Source organism: Streptomyces sp. NBC_00425 (assembly GCF_036030735.1).
GTDB lineage: Bacteria > Actinomycetota > Actinomycetes > Streptomycetales > Streptomycetaceae > Streptomyces.
In genome coordinates this window covers 1,754,379-1,776,796 of sequence record NZ_CP107928.1, presented here as the reverse complement: position 1 = coordinate 1,776,796, position 22,418 = coordinate 1,754,379, and the positions used below count along the sequence as shown (strand labels likewise).

At 73.6% G+C, this 22,418-nt stretch carries 18 protein-coding genes; 12 read left to right on the top strand and 6 right to left on the bottom strand.

Annotated features, from left to right (window positions below):
- Positions 1–177: 177 nt before the first annotated feature.
- Complete coding sequence (gene gndA, locus OHS82_RS07340; RefSeq protein ID WP_057581058.1) at positions 178–1,617, bottom strand: NADP-dependent phosphogluconate dehydrogenase; 1,440 nt, start codon at positions 1,615–1,617, stop codon at positions 178–180.
- A gap of 239 nt (positions 1,618–1,856) precedes the next feature.
- Between gndA and OHS82_RS07335 the strand changes: the two genes are divergently transcribed.
- Positions 1,857–3,218 (top strand): transglycosylase family protein, encoded by a 1,362-nt coding sequence (locus tag OHS82_RS07335; protein WP_328433535.1) that lies wholly within the window; start codon positions 1,857–1,859, stop codon positions 3,216–3,218.
- Here OHS82_RS07335 and OHS82_RS07330 read toward each other — a convergent pair.
- Positions 3,208–4,440, bottom strand: coding sequence for a DMT family transporter (locus OHS82_RS07330; RefSeq protein WP_057581056.1), 1,233 nt, complete (start codon positions 4,438–4,440; stop codon positions 3,208–3,210). The two genes, OHS82_RS07335 and OHS82_RS07330, sit on opposite strands and share 11 nt — an antisense overlap.
- Positions 4,441–4,667: 227 nt before the next feature.
- Between OHS82_RS07330 and OHS82_RS07325 the strand changes: the two genes are divergently transcribed.
- From OHS82_RS07325 to OHS82_RS07305, 5 genes are all read left to right on the top strand, one after another.
- Positions 4,668–5,456 (top strand): (2Fe-2S)-binding protein, encoded by a 789-nt coding sequence (locus OHS82_RS07325; protein WP_057581103.1) that lies wholly within the window; start codon positions 4,668–4,670, stop codon positions 5,454–5,456.
- A gap of 38 nt (positions 5,457–5,494) precedes the next feature.
- Positions 5,495–6,646, top strand: coding sequence for a glycogen synthase (gene glgA / locus OHS82_RS07320; protein WP_057581055.1), 1,152 nt, complete (start codon positions 5,495–5,497; stop codon positions 6,644–6,646).
- A gap of 54 nt (positions 6,647–6,700) precedes the next feature.
- A complete protein-coding gene (gene glgC, locus OHS82_RS07315; RefSeq protein WP_057581054.1) occupies positions 6,701–7,921 on the top strand; it encodes a glucose-1-phosphate adenylyltransferase in 1,221 nt (406 codons plus the stop codon).
- A gap of 117 nt (positions 7,922–8,038) precedes the next feature.
- Positions 8,039–9,361 (top strand): wax ester/triacylglycerol synthase family O-acyltransferase, encoded by a 1,323-nt coding sequence (locus tag OHS82_RS07310; RefSeq protein ID WP_057581053.1) that lies wholly within the window; start codon positions 8,039–8,041, stop codon positions 9,359–9,361.
- 104 nt (positions 9,362–9,465) lie between these two features.
- On the top strand, positions 9,466–10,974 hold the full coding sequence (locus tag OHS82_RS07305) for an SDR family NAD(P)-dependent oxidoreductase (protein ID WP_328433534.1): 1,509 nt from the start codon (positions 9,466–9,468) through the stop codon (positions 10,972–10,974).
- 28 nt (positions 10,975–11,002) lie between these two features.
- Here OHS82_RS07305 and OHS82_RS07300 read toward each other — a convergent pair whose 3' ends face one another.
- The gene (locus OHS82_RS07300; RefSeq protein ID WP_328433533.1) at positions 11,003–11,779 is read right to left on the bottom strand and encodes an SDR family oxidoreductase; all 777 of its coding nucleotides are present in this window, start codon (positions 11,777–11,779) and stop codon (positions 11,003–11,005) included.
- 527 nt (positions 11,780–12,306) lie between these two features.
- On the opposite strand from OHS82_RS07300, the gene OHS82_RS07295 reads away from it, so the two are divergent.
- Positions 12,307–12,480 (top strand): hypothetical protein, encoded by a 174-nt coding sequence (locus OHS82_RS07295; protein ID WP_107105279.1) that lies wholly within the window; start codon positions 12,307–12,309, stop codon positions 12,478–12,480.
- A 144-nt stretch (positions 12,481–12,624) separates the two neighbouring features.
- Here OHS82_RS07295 and OHS82_RS07290 read toward each other — a convergent pair whose 3' ends face one another.
- Positions 12,625–13,980 (bottom strand): amidase, encoded by a 1,356-nt coding sequence (locus OHS82_RS07290; RefSeq protein WP_057581050.1) that lies wholly within the window; start codon positions 13,978–13,980, stop codon positions 12,625–12,627.
- 239 nt (positions 13,981–14,219) lie between these two features.
- Here OHS82_RS07290 and OHS82_RS07285 point away from each other — a divergent pair, with 239 nt between their 5' ends.
- On the top strand, positions 14,220–15,188 hold the full coding sequence (locus tag OHS82_RS07285) for an aldo/keto reductase (RefSeq protein ID WP_328436036.1): 969 nt from the start codon (positions 14,220–14,222) through the stop codon (positions 15,186–15,188).
- 70 nt (positions 15,189–15,258) lie between these two features.
- The gene (locus tag OHS82_RS07280; RefSeq protein WP_328433532.1) at positions 15,259–16,083 is read left to right on the top strand and encodes an amidohydrolase family protein; all 825 of its coding nucleotides are present in this window, start codon (positions 15,259–15,261) and stop codon (positions 16,081–16,083) included.
- A 13-nt stretch (positions 16,084–16,096) separates the two neighbouring features.
- On the opposite strand, the gene OHS82_RS07275 is transcribed toward OHS82_RS07280, so the two are convergent.
- The gene (locus tag OHS82_RS07275; RefSeq protein ID WP_057581048.1) at positions 16,097–17,518 is read right to left on the bottom strand and encodes a lipase maturation factor family protein; all 1,422 of its coding nucleotides are present in this window, start codon (positions 17,516–17,518) and stop codon (positions 16,097–16,099) included.
- 244 nt (positions 17,519–17,762) lie between these two features.
- On the opposite strand from OHS82_RS07275, the gene OHS82_RS07270 reads away from it, so the two are divergent.
- The 3 genes from OHS82_RS07270 to OHS82_RS07260 all read left to right on the top strand — a co-directional run bounded on the left by OHS82_RS07270 (position 17,763) and on the right by OHS82_RS07260 (position 21,240).
- The gene (locus OHS82_RS07270; RefSeq protein WP_328433531.1) at positions 17,763–18,203 is read left to right on the top strand and encodes a hypothetical protein; all 441 of its coding nucleotides are present in this window, start codon (positions 17,763–17,765) and stop codon (positions 18,201–18,203) included.
- A gap of 63 nt (positions 18,204–18,266) precedes the next feature.
- On the top strand, positions 18,267–20,354 hold the full coding sequence (locus OHS82_RS07265) for a SpoIIE family protein phosphatase (protein WP_328433530.1): 2,088 nt from the start codon (positions 18,267–18,269) through the stop codon (positions 20,352–20,354).
- Between the two features lie 22 nt (positions 20,355–20,376).
- Positions 20,377–21,240 (top strand): Fpg/Nei family DNA glycosylase, encoded by an 864-nt coding sequence (locus OHS82_RS07260; protein ID WP_057581045.1) that lies wholly within the window; start codon positions 20,377–20,379, stop codon positions 21,238–21,240.
- 162 nt (positions 21,241–21,402) lie between these two features.
- Here the strand turns inward: OHS82_RS07260 and OHS82_RS07255 are convergent, their stop codons facing one another.
- Positions 21,403–22,212: a DUF4184 family protein gene (locus OHS82_RS07255; RefSeq protein ID WP_157876391.1), complete on the bottom strand. Its 810-nt coding sequence runs from the start codon at positions 22,210–22,212 to the stop codon at positions 21,403–21,405.
- Positions 22,213–22,418: the final 206 nt, after the last annotated feature.

Genomic DNA, 22,418 nt, shown 5'->3' with positions numbered 1-22,418 from the left:
CCCGCCGGACCCCTCGCCGTCGCCGATCCCCCCGGGGCCTGAGCCGGTCCCCAGCCCGGAGCCCGGCCCGCCCCTGACCTGACGCGGCCGGGGTGGGCGGTCCCTGCCGCTCACCCCCGCCGCCCGGCCTGCCGGTCCCGAGGTGCTCCCAGGTCAGGGTGCTCCCGGGAACGTCGCCTACGCGTCCACCTCCGAGCGGTCCCCGCCCCACAGCGTGTGGAACGCTCCCTCCCGGTCCACCCTCCGGTAGGTGTGCGCCCCGAAGAAGTCCCGCTGCCCCTGGGTGAGCGCCGCGGGCAGCCGCTCCGCCCGCAGGGCGTCGTAGTAGGCCAGTGCCGCCGCGAATCCGGGTGTGGCGACGCCCTGCAGCGTCGCCGACACCAGCACCTCGCGCCACGCGTCCTGTGCCGCCGCGATCTCGGAGGCGAACGTCGCGTCGGAGAGCAGGCTCGGCAGGTCGGCCCGGGCGTCGTACGCGGCCCGGATCCGGTCCAGGAACGCCGCGCGGATGATGCAGCCGCCGCGCCAGATCGAGGAGACGGCGCCGAGGTCGATGTCCCAGCCGTACTCCTCGCTGCCCGCCGCGATCTCGTGGAAGCCCTGCGTGTACGACACGATCTTGGAGGCGTACAGCGCCTGCTCCACCCGGTCGGCGAACGCCTGCGCCTCGGCCTCGCCCAGCGCGGCGGCCTTCGGCCCCGCCAGACCGCGCGAGGCCTCGCGCAGCCCCGCGTGTCCCGACAGCGACCGTGCGAAGACGGCCTCCGCGATGCCCGACACCGGAACCCCGAGGTCGAGCGCGATCTGGACGGTCCAGCGGCCGGTGCCCTTCTGCTCGGCCTGGTCCACCACGACGTCCACGAAGGGCTTGCCGGTCGCCGCGTCCACGTGGGACAGCACCTCGGCGGTGATCTCGATCAGGTAGGAGTCGAGGCGTCCCGTGTTCCAGGTGCGGAAGATGTCCGCGATCTGCGCGGGCTCGTACCCGGCGACGTCGCGCAGCAACTGGTAGGCCTCGCCGATGAGCTGCATGTCGGCGTACTCGATGCCGTTGTGCACCATCTTCACGAAGTGGCCGGCGCCGTCGGGGCCGACGTGGGTGACGCAGGGCGCCCCGTCCGCGGCCTTGGCGGAGATCTTCTCCAGCATCGGGCCCAGCGACTCGTACGACTCGGGGGAACCGCCCGGCATGATGCTCGGGCCGTGCAGCGCGCCCTCCTCACCGCCGGAGATGCCGGCGCCGACGAAGTGGAGCCCCTGTTCGCGCAGTTCGCGCTCGCGGCGCCGGGTGTCGGCGAAGTGCGCGTTGCCGCCGTCGATGATCATGTCGCCGGGCTCGAGCAGCGGCGCGAACTCCCTGATCACCGCGTCGGTGGGCTCACCCGCCTTGACCATGACGACCAGACGGCGGGGTCGTTCCAGCGCCGCGACGAAGTCCTTGGCGGTCTCGGCCGCCACGAACTCGCCCTCGTGACCGAACTCCTCCACCAGCGCGTGGGTGCGTGCCGCCGTGCGGTTGTGCACCGCGACCGCGTAGCCGTTGCGTGCGAAGTTGCGGGCGAGATTGCGGCCCATGACCGCGAGTCCCGTGACGCCGATCTGGGCTGAAGTGCTCATACGGGTGACTCCTTGGGAGGTGCGCGTCGGTAGCGTGCTGTCATCCTGTCGTCCTCGGGTCCATCTTGACGGGTTTCCCGTGCCGATTCGTTCCGCGACCGGCCCGCGGACGGCCTGTCGGCGGCCCTCCGACGGCGGTCGCGCTCCCTGTGGCGCCGGAGCGGCCGATTGTCGCCTTGTCATGGCCTGTTCGCAGCCCATACTTTTGCCGCTCCTGACGCAATGTCGAGGGGGACCCCATGGCCGTACGCGGCCGGCACCGCCGGTATCAGCCGAACAGGATCAACCGCGCCTCACTCACCGTCACGGCGGGTGGCGCAGGCATGGCGATACCGCTCATGGGCGCCGCGACCGCCCAGGCGGCCGACGTCGACACCTGGGACAAGGTCGCCGCCTGCGAGTCGACCAACGACTGGGACATCAACTCCGGCAACGGCTACTACGGCGGGCTGCAGTTCACGCAGTCCACGTGGGAGGCGTACGGCGGCACGCGGTACGCGCCCCGAGCGGATCTGGCCACCCGGGACCAGCAGATCGCGGTGGCCGAGAAGGTGCTCGACGGACAGGGGCCCGGCGCGTGGCCGGCGTGCTCGGTGCGGGCGGGCCTGAGCCGTGGCGGCGGCGACCCCGACATCCACCCGAACGGCTCGGCGAAGACGGCCGCGAAGAGCGACAAGAACGCCAAGAACGCCAAGAACGCCGAGAGCGGCACGTCCCGGGCGACCGGGGCGAAGAAGTCCGGCGGGTCGGCACGGTCCGGCGGTGCGTCGAAGACGTCCCTGGACGACGTGCGGCCGCAGAGCACCCCCCAGTCGAGGGCGGGCACCGCGGAGATGTACACGGTCGTACGCGGCGACACCCTGTCCGGCATCGCCGACGACGAGGACGTCCGCGGCGGGTGGCAGGGCCTGTACGCGGCGAACCGGACGACCATCGGCGCCGATCCCGACCTGATCCTGCCCGGTCAGCGGCTCAGTCTGCGGGCCGGGACGACGTCTGCCGGCACCACCCCGAGCAGCCACGGCAAGTCCGGCGGCCACGGCGAGTCCCGCGGTCAGGGGAAGCCGAGCGGCCACGGCGAGCAGCACAGGCAGAGCAAGCCGGCCACGAGCTCCAAGGGCTCCAAGAGCGCCAAGGGTTCCCAGGGTTCCAAGAGCTCCAAGGCCGGGAAGAGCGACGGCGGGACGTCCACCGGGCGTTCCTTCGTGGCTCCGGTCGACGCGGCCACCGGAACGCGGTACCACGCGTCCGGTTCGTCCTGGTCGAAGGGCTACCACACCGGGGTCGACTTCCCCGTGGCCACGGGCACGACCGTGAAGGCGGTCGCGGCCGGAGAAGTGGTGAGCGCGGGCTGGGGCGGGTCGTTCGGCTACCAGGTGGTCATCCGGCACGGTGACGGCCGCTACACGCAGTACGCCCACCTGTCGGCCATCTCCGTGCGGGACGGCCAGTCGGTGGGCGGCGGTCAGCGCATCGGCCGGTCCGGCTCCACGGGCAACAGCACGGGCCCTCATCTGCACTTCGAGGTGCGGACGGGGCCCGGCTTCGGATCGGACGTCGACCCGGTGGCCTATCTGAGGGCCGGCGGCGTCAGGATTTGACCCGCACCCGGTGCCGGTCCACCGTGACCGGCACCGGGATGTGCAGCCCCCCGTAGAGCGGGGTGTAGAACGACGGCAGGACGGCGGCCGTCACGGCTGCCGTCTGCCCGGAGCGTGCGTCCTCGTACAGGTCGTCCAGGTCGTCGCGTGCGTCGTACCGGGCGTCGCCGTGGCGGTCGTCCGCCCCGCGAGCGTTCCCGTCGGCGAGCGAGGCGGAGATCAGGCGGTCCGGGCCGGTCCCGGCCGTGGCCCTCGGTTCCACGGCGGCGACAGGCGCTGGAGCCGCGACAGGCGACTCGACCGCGGCAGGCGCCGGGGCGGCCGTCGGGACGGTGACGGTCTCGGTCCGGGTGCGCGCGGCCGGCACACCGGCCGTCGCCGGCTCCGGCTGAGTGCCCTGCAGGCGCTCCGTCGTGAGCAGGATCAGTCCGCCCGCCGCCACCACGGCGCAGCCCAGGGCGAGCACGGTGCCCGCGGTGCCGTGGCGGAAGGTCTCGCCGAACATCGTGATGCCGACCGCCGCCGCCACCACCGGGTTGATCACGGTGAGCGTGGCCAGCGGCGCGGCGAGGCCCGCACCCCGGTAGGAGGCCTGGGAGAGCATCATGCCGGCCGTGGCCAGCACCCCGATGACGGCCAGCGAGGGGATGTCGGCCGCCGAGACGCCGCCCGTCCAGTCGACGGCGACGGTCTTGGTGAAGACGGACGACATGCCGAACGCGATGCCCGAAGCGGTCGCCAGCAGCACGCTGCGCACCACCGGGTGCCGGTGTGCGGCCCGCCCGGCGATCATCAGGGTCACCACCGCGCCGGCGGTGACCACGGCCACCGTGATCCGCTGCGGGGTGGTGAGCGACTGTGCGTCGGACGCCCCGACCAGCGACAGCAGACCCGCGAGACCGACCGTCGCCATGATCGCGCCCCGCCAGGCCGTGGCCCCGGCCCGGCGGCCGACGAACAGCGCGGCCATGGGCAGCGCGAACACGATCGTCAGCGCGCCCAGCGGCTGGACCAGGCTGAGCGGACCGTAGGCGAGCGCCACCACGTGCAGGATTCCGCCGAGGCCGTTCAGCGCCACCGCGGCCCACCAGCCGGGGCGGCGCAGCGGAGCGTATTCCTCGCCCGGCGAGGACACCGCCACCTGCTCCTGCACGATCGCCCCGGCCGCGTACGCGACAGCGGAGACGAGCGACAGGACCACGGACAACGCGAGGGCGCTCATGAGCTGCTCCTCTGCGTGAGGCGGGGGCATACAGCCCGGCGCGGCGAACGGTCGGCTCTCATAACCAACACGATGCCGTGTCGATCTGTTCCCGTCGTCGTCCCTGAGCACGCAATGAGTCCTACTACCGATGGAGTACGACGGGCCCTGCGTCCTCCCTCAGGCGGGTGACGGACCAGGGATCCCCCTGACCCCGCCCCCTACCCTCCTTGGTACTACTGCACTTCGTGGACCTCGACACCGAACTCGCCCTGCTCCGCCCGCTGGGCGGCTTCTTCGCCCTGCGCACCTCACCGGGGAGCCCAGGAGAGCACGACCGGCGGCTGCCCACCCTCGCGCAGGCCTACGCGCGGACTCACTCGCCGCCCTCGACGGGCGCCGCAGGGCGCTCCGGAGTGGAATTCCACGACGACCCGCTGGCCTTTCGTGTCCGAAACGTGACCCGAGCGCTACGGGCCCCCGAGGAGCGGGTCGGCGCGTCCGTGGCACAGCAGGGACTGGCGGCCCGGCTGTGGTCGGTCGCCCTGGGCTGCGCCGTCCTGTACGGGTGCGTCCCCGACCTCGCCCCCGGGCTGCTGCGCTGGGACCCGGACGCGGGCGCGCCGGACGACCTGTGGCTGACACGGGTGCGGGCGGGCCGGCCCGGAGATGCGGCGGGCGTGGCCGAGACCGTCCTGGAGGGTCACCTCGAACCCCTCTCCGCGGCCCTGCGGGCCCGCTGCCCGGTCGCGCCCGGCCTGCTGCGCGGCAACGCCGCCTCCGCCCTGGCCGCGACGGCCCGTCTGCTGGGCCGGTGGGCGGACGGGCACAGCCGTCCCGACGTCGCCGTGCGCACGCGTGATCTCACCGCGAGGCTCCTCGCCCACCCCCTCCTCGCGGGCACCGGCTCGCTGTCCGGCGACGCCTTCCGCCGCCGCAGCTGCTGCCTGTACTACCGGGTCCCGGGCGGAGGCGTCTGCGGCGACTGTTGCTTCACACGACCCCCGCGCTCTTCCCCGCGCGCCGCGTCTGGGTGACCATGAAGGGAGTCGGCCGCTGAGACTGGGGGTTCCGGGTGCGAGTAGGCCTGCTGACTCGGGAGTATCCCCCGGACGTGTACGGCGGCGCGGGCGTCCATGTGGAGTTCCTCGCCCGTGAGTTGCGACGGCTGATCGACCTCGACGTGCACTGCTGGGGCGAGGGCCGCACGGACGGGGTGCGGCGGCACCGGCCGTGGCCGGCCCTGGACGGCGCCAACGACGCGCTGCGCACCTTCTCGGTCGACCTGGCCATGGCGGCCGCCCTGGAAGGGCGTGAACTCGTCCACTCCCACACCTGGTACGCGAACCTCGCCGGTCATCTCGCCAAGGAGCTCTACGGCGTCCCGCACGTGGTGACCGCGCACTCGCTGGAGCCGCTGCGCCCCTGGAAGGCCGAGCAACTCGGCGGGGGCTACGCCCTGTCGAGCTGGGCCGAGCGGACCGCGGTGGAGGCCGCCGACGCGGTGATCGCCGTCTCCGGCGCGATGCGCGAGGACATCCTCGCCTGCTATCCCTCGCTGGCCCCGGACCGGGTCCACGTCGTGCACAACGGCATCGACACGGCTCTCTACCGGCCCGACCGGGGCACGGACGCGCTCAGCCGGATCGGCCTCGACCCGGACCGGCCGTTCGTGCTGTTCGTCGGCAGGATCACCCGGCAGAAGGGCGTGCCGCATCTGCTGCGCGCCGTACGGGACATCGATCCCGCGGCGCAGGTCGTACTGTGCGCCGGAGCCCCCGACACCCCGGAGATCGAGCAGGAGTTCCGGGATCTCTTCTCCGAGCTGCGCGGCTCCCGGGACGGGGTGCACTGGATACCCAGGATGCTGCCGCGCCCCGAGGTGATCCAACTCCTCACGCACGCGGCCGTCTTCGTCTGCCCCTCGGTGTACGAACCGCTGGGCATCGTCAACCTGGAGGCGATGGCCTGCGGCACGCCGGTGGTGGCCTCCCGGGTCGGCGGGATCCCGGAGGTCGTCGAGGACGGGGTGACGGGCAGGCTGGTGACCGTCGACGAGGATTTCGAGGCGAACCTCGCGGGCGCGCTGGACGAGATCCTCGGCGACCCGGCGGCCGCGGCGCGGATGGGTGAGGCGGGACGGGCACGTGCGGTGGAGGAGTTCGGCTGGGACGCGGTGGCCCGCCGCACGGTCCGGCTGTACCAGGAGATCGTCAAACAGGCGTAGGGAGCCCCGCGCCGGGGCAGCCATGGGTATCCGACCAGGGTGAGGGGAGCGGCCATGCGGCGTGGAGGACCTACGGTGCTCGGGATCGTGCTGGCGGGCGGTGAGGGCAAGCGGCTGATGCCGCTCACCGCGGACCGGGCCAAGCCGGCCGTCACGTTCGGCGGCACCTACCGGCTCGTCGACTTCGTCCTGTCCAACCTCGTCAACGCCGACATCCTGCGCATCTGCGTGCTGACGCAGTACAAGTCGCATTCGCTGGACCGGCACATCACGACGACGTGGCGCATGTCGAGTCTGCTCGGCAACTACGTCACCCCGGTCCCGGCGCAGCAGCGGCTCGGGCCGCGCTGGTACCTCGGCAGCGCGGACGCCATCCTGCAGTCGCTGAACCTGATCTACGACGAGCGGCCCGAGTACGTGGCCGTGTTCGGCGCCGACCACGTCTACCGCATGGACCCGCGCCAGATGCTCGCCCAGCACATCGAGAGCGGCGCGGGCGTGACGGTGGCGGGGATCCGGGTCCCGCGGGGCGAGTCCTCCTCCTTCGGGGTGATCACCCCCGGTTCGGACGGTCAGTCGGTCGAGCGTTTCCTGGAGAAGCCGGCCGACCCGCCGGGGCTCGTGGACGACCCGGAGTCGGTGTTCGCGTCGATGGGGAACTACATCTTCACCACCAAGGCCCTGATAGAGGCGCTCCAGCGGGACGCCGAGGACGAGGCGTCCGTGCACGACATGGGCGGCTCGATCCTGCCCCAGCTCACCGAACGCGGCGAGGCCGGGCTGTACGACTTCAGCGAGAACCACGTCCCCGGCGAGACCACCCGGGACCAGGGCTACTGGCGTGACGTCGGCACGCTCGACGCGTACTACGACGCGCACATGGACCTGATCGCCGAGCGCCCCGCCTTCAACCTGTACAACCGCAGCTGGCCGATCTACACCCACTCGGGCCAGCTCTCCCCGGCGCGTTTCAACGCGGGAGGCATCGCCGGTGAGTCGATCATCAGTTCGGGGTGCCTGATCCGTGGACAGGTGACCCGGTCGGTGCTGTCGCCGGGGGTGGTGGTCGACCCGGGGGCGGTCGTCCAGGGCTCGATCCTGCACGACAACGTGCACATCGGCCGGGGAGCCGTGGTGCGCGGGGCCGTTCTGGACAAGAACGTCGACGTCCCTCCGGGCGCGACCATCGGCGTGAACCCGGAGCGGGACGCGGAGCTGTACACGGTGTCCCCGGGCGGCGTGATCGCCCTGGGCAAGGGGTGCCGGGTGTCATGAACTTAATCGGATGTTAACTGTGCGTAGCCTGATCGTGCTTGACCGTAATCGCCTCCGAGGGGTTGACTGGTTTCCCACCCGTCCTTCGCTCACCCGTCCTCGACGCGAGGCAAGTCCGTGACTGCTGATGATCTGCTGGCCCCCCTCGACCTGGCGTTCTGGAACCTCGAGTCGGCCGAGCACCCCATGCACCTGGGCGCCCTCGGCGTCTTCTCGGCGCACTCGCCCGCCGCGGGCGCCCACGCGGCCGACCTGCTCGCGGACCGGGCGTCCGGCGTCCCCGGGCTGCGGATGCGGATCCGGGACGTATGGCAGCCGCTCGCCTTCGGGGGAGCCGTGCGCGAGGCCGCCCCGGACTTCGACCCGCGCCACCACGTGCGTCTGCACGCTCCCGCCGCCGACTTCCAGACCGCGGCCGGCCGGCTCATGGAACGGCCCCTGGAGCGCGGCCGTCCGCCCTGGGAGGCACACGTCCTGCCGGGTGCGGACGGCGCCTCGTTCGCCGTGCTCTTCAAGTTCCACCACGCCCTCGCCGACGGTCTGCGCGCCCTGACGCTGGCCGCGGCCGTCCTCGACCCGATGGACCTGCCCGAGCGCCGGCCCCGCCCGGCCGAGCCCGCCCGCAGGCTCATCCCCGACGTCGACCGGCTGCGCGGACTGCTGCGCGGGGCCGTCTCCGACGTCGGCCGCGCCCTCGACATCGGCGCCTCCCTCGCCGTCTCGGGCCTCGGCGTGCGTTCCAGCGCCGCGCTCACCGCCGCGCCCAGCGGCACCCGTCGCACCGCCGGCGTGGTCATCGACCTCGACGACGTGCACCGGATCCGCAAGGTCGCCGGCGGCACCGTCAACGACGTGCTGATCGCGGTCGTCGCCGGAGCCCTGCGCCGCTGGCTCGACGAGCGCGGCGACGGCAGTGCGGGCGTACGGCCGCGCGCCCTGATCCCCGTCTCCCAGCGTCGCCCGCGCACCGCCCACCCGCAGGGCAACCGGCTCTCCGGGTACGTGGTGCGGCTCCCGGTCGACGACCCCGACCCGCTCGGCCGGCTCGCCCACGTCCGCACCACCATGGACCGCAACAAGGACGCCGGGCCGCACCGGGGCGCGGGCGCCGTCGCCCTGCTCGCCGACCACGTCCCGGCCCTCGGCCACCGGCTCGGCGGGCCGCTGGCCGGCCAGGCGGCCCGGTTCTGGTTCGACATCCTCGTCACCAGCGTCCCGCTGCCCAGCCTCGGCCTGAGGCTCGGCGGGAATCCGGTCGACGAGGTCTTCCCCTATGCGCCGCTGGCCCGCGGCCAGGCCCTGGCCGTCGCGGTCTCCACCTACCGCGGCCGCGTCCACTACGGGCTCGTCGCCGACGCCGAGGCCGTCCCCGACCTCGACCGGGTCGCCCGCGCGCTGACCGCCGAGGTGGAGACGCTCATCACGGCCTGCGGCCCTTGACGGGAACGCGTTTGGAGGAGAGGCGCGGCGCTCCGTAAAATTCCCCCTTCGTAAGGCGGGCGCGGTCGGAGCGCCGCCCGGGTGAGCAGGGAAGCGGCAGCGCGATGACGGTGACAGAGGACAACTCGGCGGCAATCACCGAGGAGGCCGTGGACACGGTCGTGCACGGGCCCGGCATCGATCCCGAGCGGCTCGCGGTCTGCCTCGGCGTGCTGGAGGAGCTGGACAAGCTCGACGTGGACCACCCGGACGCGATCGCCGTGCGCCGGGCCACCGCGGGCGTCTACCGCACGGTCAAGCAGCGCCGCCGGCAGGAACGCCGGGCCGCCAAGACCGCCCACGACAAGACGGTCACCGAAGCCACCGCCACCGGCTCCGCCCAGCGCATCGACGACGAGACCGAGGGCATCCTGCCGTCGTCCGTCACCGAGGAGGGCAGGATCGCCGGGATACTCCAGCGACCCCGCTCCTGCTACACCTGCAAGACCCGGTACGTCGAGGTCGACTACTTCTACCACCAGCTCTGTCCCGAGTGCGCCCGCCTGAACCGCGACAAGCGCGACGTGCGCGCCGACCTCACCGGCAAGCGCGCGCTGCTCACCGGCGGCCGCGCCAAGATCGGCATGTACATCGCGCTGCGGCTGCTGCGCGACGGCGCGCACACCACGATCACCACGCGGTTCCCGAAGGACGCCATCCGCCGCTTCAAGGCCATGGACGACTCGGCCGACTGGATCCACCGCCTGGAGGTCGTCGGCATCGATCTGCGCGACCCGGCGCAGGCCGTGGCCCTCGCCGAGCAGGTAGCCGCCGCCGGTCCGCTCGACATCCTCATCAACAACGCCACTCAGACCGTGCGCCGGCTGCCCTCCGCCTACGCCGCACTGGTGGGCGGCGAGAGCGCCCCGCTGCCCGCCGGCGAGCTGCCCGCCCACCACGTCATCGGCGCGTTCGGCTCGGGCGCCGTCGACGGGCTCGCGGCACTGCCGGTCGGCGCCAGCGCCCTGGACGCGCAGAAGGTCGCCGACCTCGCCCTGGTCGCGGGCAACGCCAGCGTCGCCCGGCACCTCGACGGCACGGCGATCGACGCGGGCGGCCTGGTCCCCGACGTCGTCGACACCAACACCTGGGTGCAGACCATCGAGCAGATCTCCCCGGTGGAGCTGCTCGAGACCCAGCTGTGCAACTACACGTCGCCGTTCATCCTGATCAGCAAGCTCCGGCCGGCCATGGCCGACGCCGCGGCGAAGGCCGGGAGCGGGCGCGCGTACGTCGTGAACGTCTCGGCGATGGAGGGCGTCTTCGGCCGCGGCTACAAGGGCGCCGGACACCCGAACACGAACGCGGCCAAGGCCGCGATGAACATGGTGACCCGCACCAGCGCGCAGGAGATGTTTCAGACCGACGGCATCCTCATGACCTCCGTCGACACCGGCTGGATCACCGACGAGCGCCCGCACTACGACAAGCTGCGCCTCGCGGAGGAGGGCTTCCACGCGCCGCTCGACCTGGTGGACGGCGCGGCCCGGGTCTACGACCCGGTCGTGCGGGGCGAGGCCGGCGAGGACCTGTACGGGGTCTTCCTCAAGGACTACGCGCCGGGCAAGTGGTGACCGCAGGCGCGCGCCGCTGAGCCGCACGTCACTCGGGCCCGGGCTCCTGACGTGCGGCGCGTGCCGCCCGTACCCGCGTGCCGCCGTCCACCAGCAGGTCCGCGCCCGTGATCCACCGGGCCTCCTCCGAGCACAGCCACAGCACCGCCCGGGCCACGTCCTGCGGCTCGCCGATGCGTTCGAGCGGCAGCTCCCGTGCGACGGCCCGCTCCCTCGGCTCCCAGACGAACCGGGCCATCTCGGTGCGGACGAGGCCGGGGGAGACGGAGTTCACCCGCACCCCCGGGCCCAGCTCGCCCGCCAGCTGCTGGGTGAGGTGCAGCAGGGCCGCCTTGCTGGTGCCGTAGGCCCCGACGCCCGGTCCCACATGGCCCGCGCCCTCCGTGCAGACGCTGACCACGGTCCCGCCGTGCTCGCGCATCCAGCCGTGCCACGCGCACTGCACCAGCCGCAGCGGGGCCTCGACGTTCACGGCGAACGCCTCCCGCCAGACGTCCGGGTCGGCGTCCATGAGGGGGCCGTACGGCTGGTTGGTCGCCGCGTTGTTCACCAGGACGTCCAGCCGCCCGAAGGAGCGCAGACACAGGTCGGTGAGCTCCTCGGGGTGACCGGGGTCCGCGACGCTCCCGGCCAGCCCCACGCCGCCCAGCTCGGCGGCGGCGTGCCGCACCTCGTCGGGGTCCCGTGCGCTCACGCACACCCGCGCCCCGGCGTCCCGGAGCGCCCGGGCCACCGCCCATCCGATGCCCCGCGTGCCCCCGGTGACGAGGGCGGCCCTGCCGCGCAACCCGTACGACGACGTCATCGGCGTACGGTCTCACGGCCGGCTCCCAACCGACAGGCCCGGGACGGGAGTTGCGCCCCCTCGCCACCGCCGGCCGGTGGCCCTGGGGTGTCGGAGAGGCGGCGCGGGGGGCGTCGGCGAGGGCCGGACGGGCCGGGGGCGGCCTCCGGGCGTGGCGCGAGGGACCGGGAGGGGGTTCGGCGACATACGCCGTCCGGGTGAACTCATAGGGTGTGGAAGAGGTGAAAAGGGTTCAATTCGCTTACGGGGCCTGTGAGTGACGCGCCATGGTTGTGTCAAATCTTCAGGCCCTATCGAGCGGCACCCCGCTCATTTGGTTAATGTGTAGCGGACGGACAGCAGGACGGAGTGCCACCCACACCCACCGTCCGTCTGGGACAAGCCGGTTCACAACGGCCAGCTCTCCTGGGAGTCACCGGCGCCACCGTGTCGCCACCGACTCCAGCCAGACCCTAGGGAGCGTTCAGCGCCGGACCGCAGACTGGCCGGCACGCCCCGAGGGTGACCCGACACATAAGGAGTGCGCGGTGACACCGGAGAAGACGAATCGCGAGCAACGTCCCAAGGAACGCCCGGAGCGGGCCGGCCGCAGGCCCGGCGAGATCGGCAACCTCGACGTGTGGGCCCGCTCCGCCCCCATCCGCCTGGCCGGCTACGAGGACGACCTGGCCGAGGACCACATCCTGCCCAGCGTGGACTGAACCCACGGACCGCGCCTCGCGCGATCACCGCCGCATGGGCGTGCGCACGCACCCGAGCCACGCCCATGCCGCCCCGCCTCCGCCCCCGGCCTCCCCGTCCGTCTGCGCCCAGGCCGACGCGGCCGGGGCCGGCCCGTCCGGGCCTCAGGTCGCGCTCTCGTCGAGCGGCGCCGTGCGCCGCCAGGGGCGCAGGTTCTCCAGCTGCTCCGCCACGCGCAGCAGCTCCGCCTCCGATCCCGGCCGTCCGACCAGCTGTACGGCCGCGGGCGCACCGGACGGCAGCGTGCCGAACGGGACCGCCATCGCCGGCCAGCCGGTCAGGTTCCACGGCGGCGTCAGCGGCGAGTAGTTCGTGTTCGCCAGGACGTTGCGCAGCCAGCCCCGCTCGTGCCACGGCGCGGCCTTCGGCGACCGCCGCGCCAGCGCCGGGGTGAGCAGCACGTCGTACTGCGCGAAGAACGGCTCCAGCCGGCGCCGCAGCTCCTCGCGCGCCGAGCCCTCGCGCACTCCGTTCAGCAAGCGCCGGCCGAGCGCCGCGTGCACCCGGGTGCGGCGGGTCAGCAGGCGGGCGTCCAGGGCGGCCGCGTCCACGGCCGTGCCCGCCGTCCAGTGGGCGAGCGAGGTCACGCCCAGCGACAGCGGATAGGGCGGATCGGCCCGCCGCACGAGGTGCCCCGCCTTCATCAGCACGCCGGCCGCGTCCCTGGCCGCGCCCGCGTAGGGAGCGCTCACCGCGACCCCGGCCAGCGGACTGCGCACGGAGACCGCGATCCGCAGCGCCCCGGCCCCGTCGGCCGCCGTGACGTCGGCGTCGGCGAGCACGGAGAGCATCAGCCGCGCGTCCGCCACCGTGGTCGCCAGCGGGCCGTTCTCCGACATCCCGAACCAGTCGCCCTCCCCGATCCCGGCCGGCACCACCCCGTGGCCCGGCTTCACGGTCACCAGGCCGCAGTTGGCCGCCGGGATGCGCAGCGAGCCCATGCCGTCGTTGCCGAGCGCGATCGGCGTCATCCCGGCGGCGACCGCGGCCGCGCTCCCGCCGGAGGAGCCGCCCGCCGTGCGGGAGACGTCCCACGGATTGCGGGCGGTGCCGTGGACGCCCTCCGTGGTGCCGAACACGCACAGCTCCGGCACGTTCGTCAGCCCGACGACCACCGCGCCGGCCGCGCGCAGCCGGGCCACGGTGACATGGTCGGCTGCGGACGGGGCGTCGGGCGTCGCCGCCGAGCCGACGCGCATGGCCTCGCCCCGCACGCCGAGGTTGTCCTTGACCGCCACCGGCACCCCGGCCAGCGCCAGCTCGCCCAGGTCGGGCCGGGCGGCCACCTCGTCGGCCTCCGCGAGCGCGGCCTCGGCCCGCACCGCGCGGAACGCGCCGACACGGCCGTCCAGCCGCTCGATCCGCGCGAGGTGCTCCGCCACCACCTCCCGGGGCGTGACCCGCTTCTCCCGCACGGCGGCGGCGATCTCGACGGCGGTCCGGCCCACCCAGGCAGCCACGGCAGCTCCTCTGCACTACTCGCGAGTACGTAGGGAGAACTGTGCCCCGGCGGACGTCCCGAGTCGAGAGGCGCCGGCCGACCGGCCGGTGATCCATCCGGCGCCGGATGGATCACGGGGTGCCCGTGGCGGGTACGGTCGGAGGAGCCGAACCTCGAGAGCGGGAAGGGGAACGCCGCGTGAGCGACTTCGAAGGGCCGACGGCCCCGGTGGCCGGGAGCGCCTCGGGCATCGGTCCGGTGAACCTGCTCGGGCGCAGCCGCGTCCCGGTCAGCCCGCTCGGCTTCGGAGCCGCCGCCCTCGGCAACCTGTTCGCCGAGGTCGGCGAGGAGCAGGCGCGGGAGACCGTGGCGGCAGCCTGGCGGCAGGGCGTCCGCTACTTCGACACGGCGCCGCACTACGGTCTCGGCCTGTCCGAACGGCGTCTCGGCGCCGCGCTGCGCGAATACCCCCGGGCGCACTACACGGTCTCCACCAAGGTGGGCCGCCGACTGGAGCCGGCCGACGGCCACGGCGACGACCTGGCGAACGGTTTCGCCGTCCCGGCCGAGCACCGCCGCGTGTGGGACTTCAGCGCCGACGGCGTGCGCCGCACGCTGGAGGCGAGCCTGGAACGCCTCGGCCTCGACCGCGTGGACGTCGTCTACCTCCACGACCCCGACGACCACGCCGAGCAGGCCTTCCGGGAGGGCTACCCGGCGCTCGAGCGGCTGCGCTCCGAAGGCGTCGTCGGGGCGATCGGGGCCGGCATGAACCAGGCGGAGATGCTCACGCGCTTCGTCCGCGACACGGACGTCGACGTGGTGCTGTGCGCCGGCCGGTACACGCTGCTCGACCAGCGGGCCGGAGCCGAACTGCTGCCCGCGGCGCTCGAGCGGGGCGTGTCGGTGGTCGTGGGGGGCGCGTTCAACTCCGGCCTGCTCGCCGACCCCCGGCCCGGGGCGACGTACGAGTACAGCCGGGCCCCCGCCGGCCTGGTGGACCGGGCCCTGCGTCTGCGGGAGGCCGCCGGCCGGCACGGCGTCGGCCTGCGCGCCGCGGCCCTGGCGTTCTGCGCCGCCCATCCGGCCGTCGCGAGCGTGCTGGTCGGCGTCCGCTCGGCGGACGAAGCGCGCGACTGCGCCGTGCAGTTCGGCACGCCCGTGCCCGCCGCCCTCTGGCAGGAGCTGCGGGACACCGGTCTGCTTCCCTCCGAGGAGCCGTCATGAGAACCGCCCTGCCCACCGTGAGCCGCGAGGACCGCGTCGCCGGCCCCGCTCCCGTCGTCCGGGAGCCGGTGTGATCGTCGACGCGCATCACCACGTCTGGGACCTGTCGGTGCGCGACCAGGACTGGATCGCCGAAGGCAGCCCACTGCGGCGGGACTTCGGCGTCGGCGACCTGGCGTCCGAGGCCCGCGCGGCGGGGGTCGACCGCACGGTCCTCGTCCAGACGGTCACCGTGGCCGAGGAGACGCCCGAGTTCCTCGCGCTCGCGGCGGGGAGCGACCTGATCGCGGGCGTCGTCGGCTGGACCGACCTGACCCGAGCGGACGTCTCCGACGAACTGGCCCGGCTGCGGGAGCTGCCCGGCGGCCGGTACCTCAAAGGGATCCGGCACCAGGTGCAGGGCGAGAGCGACCCGGAGTGGCTGCTGCGGGCCGACGTGCGGCGCGGGCTGGCCGCCGTCGCCGACGCCGGTCTCGTCTACGACCTGGTGGTGCTGCCCGGCCAGCTGCCGGCCTGCGTCCGTGCGGCCGCCGCGCTGCCCGGACTCACCTTCGTGCTGGACCACCTGGGCAAGCCGCCCGTCGCCGCAGGCGAGCTGGAGCCCTGGGCTCGCGACGTCCGGGCGCTCGCCGCCCTGCCCCACACGGTCTGCAAGCTCTCCGGCATGGTGACGGAGGCCGACCCCGCGTCCTGGACCGTCGACGACCTGCGCCCGTACGCGGACACGGTGCTGGAGGCCTTCGGCCCGGCCCGGCTGATGTTCGGCTCGGACTGGCCGGTGTGCACGGTTGCCGCTTCGTACGGCGAAGTCATGGACCTCGCACGGCGGTTGACCGACCCGGGCGACCACGTCGAGATCTTCGAGACCACCGCGGCCCGCGTCTACGGCCTGTGAGCAGCGCCGGCGCCTACGGCGTGCGCGCCGCGTCCGCGAGCCGGGTCGGCGGCAGGTACTCGCGCACGTACGTCCGCTCCCAGCACGCGCCCGTCGCCCGCAGCTCACGCCAGGTCGTGAACCGGTAGCGGAACAGACGGGCGCGGACGTGGCGCGGGGGCTCGCCGGGCGGGAACGGGGAACGGCGCAGCAGCTTCAGCGTGTCGCGGTCGTTCTCCAGCAGCCGTTCCACCAGGGCGGCGAACCACGCCCCGGCGTAGGCGGGGGAGAGCGCCGCGAACCACATCATCCAGTCCAGGCGCAGATGGTAGGGGGCGAACTGACGCGGCCAGCGCCGCGGATCGCCCGGCTTGCCCTTGAACTCGTACTCCCGCCAGTCGGAGTCCTCGCGGGGCGCGGTGTCGAGCGTGCCCTCGACCACCACCTCGTAGCGGATCCGGCTGACGCTGCCGAACGCGCCGTAGGTGTTGACCAGGTGGAGCGGATCGAAGGACCGGTTCATCACCTGCCGGCGCGAGAGCATGTTGAGCACCGGCCGGTGGCTGAGGAACAGCAGCACGGCGGCCACGGCGAGGACGGTGACCTCGTACCAGAGGGGCGTGTCGGGGCCCGGACCGTGGTCGGAGGGGAGCGCCAGCGCCGGCACCGCCAGGACGACGGTGATCCAGTTGAGCCAGGAGAAGTTGCCCGACAGCAGCAGCCACAGCTGGGTGAGGATCATCAGCGAGGCGGCCGCCGTCGCCGCCGGCTGCGGGGCGAACAGCGCGAACGGCACGACGAGTTGGGTGACGTGGTTCGCCGCCGCCTCGACGCGGTGCACCGGCCCCGGCAGGCGGTGGAAGAACCAGCTCAGCGGGCCGGGCATCGGCTGCGTCTCGTGGTGGTGGTAGAGGCAGGTGAGCTTCCGCCAGCAGGCGTCCCCCCGCATCTTGATCAGGCCCGCGCCGAACTCGACCCGGAACAGGATCCAGCGGATCAGGAAGAGCACGACGACCGGCGGGGCCACTTCGTCGTTGCCCAGGAACACCGCGAGGAAGCCGGTCTCCAGCAGCAGCGACTCCCAGCCGAACCCGTACCAGGTCTGGCCCACGTTGACGATCGACAGGTACAGCGCCCACGGCACCAGCCACAGTGTCATCGCCGCCCAGAGCGGCAGCAGCCCGTCGACTCCGGCCAGCAGCGCCGCCGACACCGCGCACCCCGTCCACGCGCAGCACGCGAAGAACCGGTCGGAGTAGCGCAGCTGGAACAGGCTGGGCGCCCGTCGGAAGGGCACCTGCTCGACGAAACGGGGCACCGGCAGCATCCCCCGTTCCCCGAGCAGCGCCCGGAACTGCAGCACCGTGGCCAGGAACGCGACCACGTACAGGCCCGCCAGGGCGCGCTGGAAGACCAGTCGGCTCAGCCAGTAGTCGGGTGCGGTGAACCACTCCACGGCCGTGCGCTCCTTCGCTCAGGTCCTGTCCCTTCCCGGACAGCCCTTCCTGGACAGCCCTTCCCGGACAGGCTCTTCCCGGACAGGCCCTCTCCGGTCGGGGCTCGCTGCGGTCGGGGCCCTCTTCGGCCGGCTCGTCACTTTTCGTATCCGTCCGCTCCGCTTGCGTGACTCGTGCGGACCGAGCAGACAATAGTGGGCGAACCACTTCGGTTCGATCCGTTCGGACGATGCGGAGCACGTGGTGCGACTACCCACAGCCACTCTCCTCACCGCCTGCGCGCTCTCGGCGGCGCTCGTCGTCGCCTGCCGCGGCGGCGAGGCGGCGAACCACACGATGCCGGGCTCGGACGTCGTCCTCCCGGCCGCCGAGGGCCGCGCCCTCTTCGACGACCCCTTCGCGGTCGGCTCGGACCCCGACGCCGACGCCGACGGCGGTGCGGACGCGGACGGCCCGGAGCTCGACCGCGGACTCGACCCCGGCTCCTTCGACCCCGACGCGATCGGTCCCGAGACCGTGCCCGAGGTGCCCGACCTGCCCGACGGCGGCGGGCTGATCCCGGACGGTCCGGACGAGTCCGGCGAGCTCGGCGAGCCGGACCGGTCCGGCGGCCTCCAGCCGTCCGGCGCGCCCGACCGGCCGGACGCCGTCTTCGGCAGCCCCGTCGACGTCGCCCTGGGCTGACCGTGGCCGCAGGCCCGGTGCTCCCCGCTCGAATAATCGGGCAAATCCTGGCAAGGTGGGCCCATGGCTGATCGGGGAGCGAGAGCCCTGTCACTCCCGGACGACTGGCCCGCCCACCCGGACCCGATCCTGGCGCTCAATCGCATGGGCGGCTTCGACTGGGACCTGGACTCCGGCGTGTTCCAGATGGACGCCCGGGCCCACGAGATCTTCGACCTGCGCCCCGACGAGTACGACGGCGACCCGGCGACGCTCGCCGTGCGGGTCCCACCGAACGAGGGCATCCGCCTGGACGAGCTGGTCTCCCAGGCCATCAAGGACGGCAGCGAGAACTACGGCGCCTACTTCCGCCTGCGACTGCGCGACGGCACCCTGCGCTGGACCCACACCCAGGGCCACATCCGGCGCGACGGCACCGGCCGGCCGCGCCGGATCGTCGGCATCGTCCGCGACGCCACCGACGAGCTGCACGACCTCGCCGACCGCCACGAGGCGGCCGCCCTCGACGACGCGCGCCGCGAGCAGACCAACGTCGTCCAGCTCACCACGGCGGCCCTCGCGCACGCCCGCACCGTCCAGGACGTCATCGACGTGCTCAAGGACACCCACGGCCTCACCCACCTGGGGGCGACCAGCCTCGTCATGGGCCTGGTCGAGGCCGGCCGGATCCGGCTGATCGCCGAGGGGCCCGAGGGCAGCTTCGTGCCCGGCACCCTGGTCACCCGGATCGACGAGCCCTATCCGATGAGCGAGGTCGTGCGGACCCTCACCCCCCGCTTCATCGAGTCGCCCGAGGAGTTCGCCGGCGGCTACCCCGTGCTGTGGCCGCACCTGACCGACCTGAAGATCACCTCGGCGGCCTATCTGCCGCTCATCGTGCAGGCCCGTCCGATCGGCGCGATGGGGCTGCTCTACAGCGACCGCCACGGCTTCACGCCCGAGGAGCGCAACATCCTCGTCGCCCTCGGCTCCAGCATCGCGCAGAGCCTGCAGCGGGCGATGTTCTACGAGCAGGAGAAGGACATCGCGCAGGGCCTCCAGCAGGCCATGCTCCCGCGCACCATTCCCAGCGTGCGCGGCGCGGACGTGGCCGTCCGCTACCGCGCCGCCACCATAGGCGGCGCGAACGGCCGGGACATCGGCGGCGACTGGTACGACGTGATCCCGCTGCCCGGCGGCCGGGTCGGCGCGGTCATCGGCGACGTCCAGGGCCACGACACGCACGCGGCCGCCGTCATGGGCCAGCTGCGGATCGTGCTGAGGGCCTACGCGGCCGAGGGACACACCCCGGCGGCCGTGATGGCCCGGGCCTCCGTCTTCCTGCACGAGCTCGACACCGACCGCTTCGCGACCTGCCTGTACGCGGAGGCGGACCTGTCCACCGGGGTCGTCCAGCTGGTCCGCGCCGGGCACATCGAGCCCCTGCTGCGCGGTCCGGACGGGAACTGCCGGCGCGTTGCGGTGCCCGGGGGACTGCCGCTCGGCCTGTCCGCCGAGTTCGGCAGTCTCGGCTACCCGGTCGGCACGGTCGAGCTCGATCCCGGGCACACCCTGCTGATGTGCACCGACGGCCTGGTGGAGCAGCCCGGCGCCGACCTCGACGACGGCATGCAGACCCTCGCGGCCTTCATCGCCGCGGGCCCCGACGACGTCCGGGAACTCGCCGACCGGCTCATCGAGATCGCCGAGGAGCGCGGCGGGGACGACGACGTGGCCCTGCTGCTGCTGCGCCGACGCGGCCCGGACAACCCGCAGTCCGGCAACCGCCTCCAGCAGCACGTGGCGCCCGGCGACCCGGAGGCCCTCACCGAGGCCCGGCACATGATCCGTGCCGCCGTCCGCTCCTGGGGGGCCCGGGACCGCTCCGACGAGATCGAGCTGGTCGCCGACGAGCTGGTCACCAACGCCCTCATGCACACCGAGGGCGCGGCGATCGTCACCCTGCGCGCGCTGACCGGCGGCGACCGCCGGCTGCGCGTGGAGGTCGAGGACTCCTCCAGCGCGCTGCCGCGCCGCCGCGACGCCGGCGAGTCGGGCGTCTCCGGCCGCGGCCTGCTCCTGGTGGACCTGCTCACCGACGGCTGGGGAGTGGAGGCGCGGGGCGGCGGAAAGTGCGTGTGGTGCGAGTTCGTGGTGCACGAGCACCACTGAGCCCGCGTGGCACTCTGGACGTATGCCGGAACTTCCCGAGGTGGAAGCCCTCAAGGACTTCCTGGCCGAGCATCTGGTCGGCCACGAGATCGTGCGCGTGCTGCCCGTCGCGATCAGCGTGCTGAAGACGTACGACCCGCCCGTCACCGCCCTGGACGGGCAGGAGGTCACCGCTGTGCACCGGCACGGCAAGTTCCTCGACCTGACGACCGCGGACGGCCTGCACCTCGTCACCCACCTCGCCCGCGCGGGGTGGCTGCACTGGAAGGACCGCCTCCCCGACGGCCCGCCCCGCCCCGGCAAGGGCCCCCTCGCCCTGCGGGTCGCCCTGGAGACCGGCGAGGGCTTCGACCTCACCGAGGCCGGCACCCAGAAGCGGCTCGCCGTGTACGTCGTCCGCGATCCGCAGGAGGTGCCCGGCGTCGCCCGGCTCGGCCCCGACCCGCTCGCCGCCGGCTTCGACGAGGCCCGCTTCGCCGCCCTGCTCGCGGGAGAGCGCCGTCAGCTCAAGGGCGCCCTGCGCGACCAGAGCCTGATCGCCGGCGTCGGCAACGCGTACAGCGACGAGATCCTGCACGCCGCGAGGATGTCCCCCTTCAAGCTGGCGTCCTCCCTGACGCCGGAGGAGATCCACACCCTCCACGGGGCGCTGCGCACGACACTGACGGAGGCCGTCGAACGCTCGCGGGGCCTGGCGGCGGGACGGCTGAAGGCCGAGAAGAAGAGCGGTCTGCGCGTCCACGGCCGCGCCGGCGAACCGTGTCCGGTGTGCGGCGACACCGTCCGGGAGGTCTCCTTCAGCGACTCCTCGCTCCAGTACTGCCCCACCTGCCAGACGGGCGGCCGGCCACTGGCGGACCGGCGAATGTCACGCCTGCTCAAGTAGACCGCCGCGGCGGCCCGTTCGCAGGACCCCGGTGGCGTCCCGCTCCTTCGCCTCGCGCCCTCGGGACGGGGCCGCTCGCGGCGGCACGGGTTTCCCGCCGGCGCGGGCAGGGAACGCCGGGCGTGCCTGCTGCGGCGCCGCGCCCTCGGCGCCCGTCGGCCGTCACGCGACGCCGGGCCGCGGTTCCGGTGGCTTGTCGCGGCGCGGAGCCTCGGCCGGTCCGGTCGGTTCGGCCGGTCCGGGCGGCCGGTTGCGGGTGGCCAGGCGGACGACGGCTGCGCCGACGGCGAAGGCTGCCGCGGGAACGGCCAACAGCCGGGTGCCGAGCACGATCGGGATGTCGCCGCTCGGAAGAAGCGCCGCGAGGGCCGTGGCGGCCGCAGCGGTCGCGGACACGGTCGTCCACCAGAGCGCCGGACGGGGCGTGACCAGGGGCGGCGGGCCGTGCCAGCGGTGCAGCAGTCCGTGGCGGCCGATACGGACCGTCGCCCAGATCCAGCCGGCCAGCCCGGCCGCCGACGACGCCGTGTGCAGGACGATCCACCAGGGCACGCCCGCCGCCGCGTTGTGGCCGAGGGCGGCGAAACCCACCGTGGTGCCGGGCAGTTGATCGTGCGTGACGTCGTCCCACAGGCGGTGGGTCACGGCGCCGAGCCAAGCCGACGACACCGTCACGTACCAGGGATGACGGACCGAGCCGAGGACGCCGTACTCGCGCCACCACCCCGGCAGGTGGGCGGCGGCCACCGGGGCGCTCCAGCGGATGAGGAGGGCCGCTGTCACGCTCAGCGGCACACCCCACACCACCAGGCCCGTCCAGGTGTGGCCGTAGGTCGCCAGCGGGGCGCCCGCCGCGTAGGGCAGGTCGGGTGCGGTGGACCCGGCCACGAGCGCGACCCCGTCGAACCAGCGCGGGCGCGACAGCTTCAGCGGCAGCACGGCCGCCGCATGGGGAGGAAACGTCAACGGCACCCGCCGATTGTCGCCGCTCTCCCGCCCGGGGCTGGGCGGAATCGGCGGATCCGAAGGCCCGCAGAGACATCCGCTTGCGGAACGGTCGTGGGGGAAAGACGTGGGAATCGTCCGCGCGGACGAATCCTCAGAAAAGTGGGCACGGTCCGGCAGGATCGCCAGGCCGGCGGAGCGGCTCTCATGTACGGGTGAGGCGGTGCCGGAGT

Coding starts and splice junctions, on each gene's coding strand:
- OHS82_RS07335 (WP_328433535.1), top strand. CDS start 1,857: ATGGCCGTACGCGGCCGGCACCGCCGGTATCAGCCGAACAGGATCAAC.
- OHS82_RS07305 (WP_328433534.1), top strand. CDS start 9,466: ATGACGGTGACAGAGGACAACTCGGCGGCAATCACCGAGGAGGCCGTG.
- glgC (WP_057581054.1), top strand. CDS start 6,701: ATGCGGCGTGGAGGACCTACGGTGCTCGGGATCGTGCTGGCGGGCGGT.
- OHS82_RS07330 (WP_057581056.1), bottom strand. CDS start 4,440: ATGAGCGCCCTCGCGTTGTCCGTGGTCCTGTCGCTCGTCTCCGCTGTC.
- OHS82_RS07300 (WP_328433533.1), bottom strand. CDS start 11,779: ATGACGTCGTCGTACGGGTTGCGCGGCAGGGCCGCCCTCGTCACCGGG.
- OHS82_RS07265 (WP_328433530.1), top strand. CDS start 18,267: ATGGCTGATCGGGGAGCGAGAGCCCTGTCACTCCCGGACGACTGGCCC.
- gndA (WP_057581058.1), bottom strand. CDS start 1,617: ATGAGCACTTCAGCCCAGATCGGCGTCACGGGACTCGCGGTCATGGGC.
- OHS82_RS07260 (WP_057581045.1), top strand. CDS start 20,377: ATGCCGGAACTTCCCGAGGTGGAAGCCCTCAAGGACTTCCTGGCCGAG.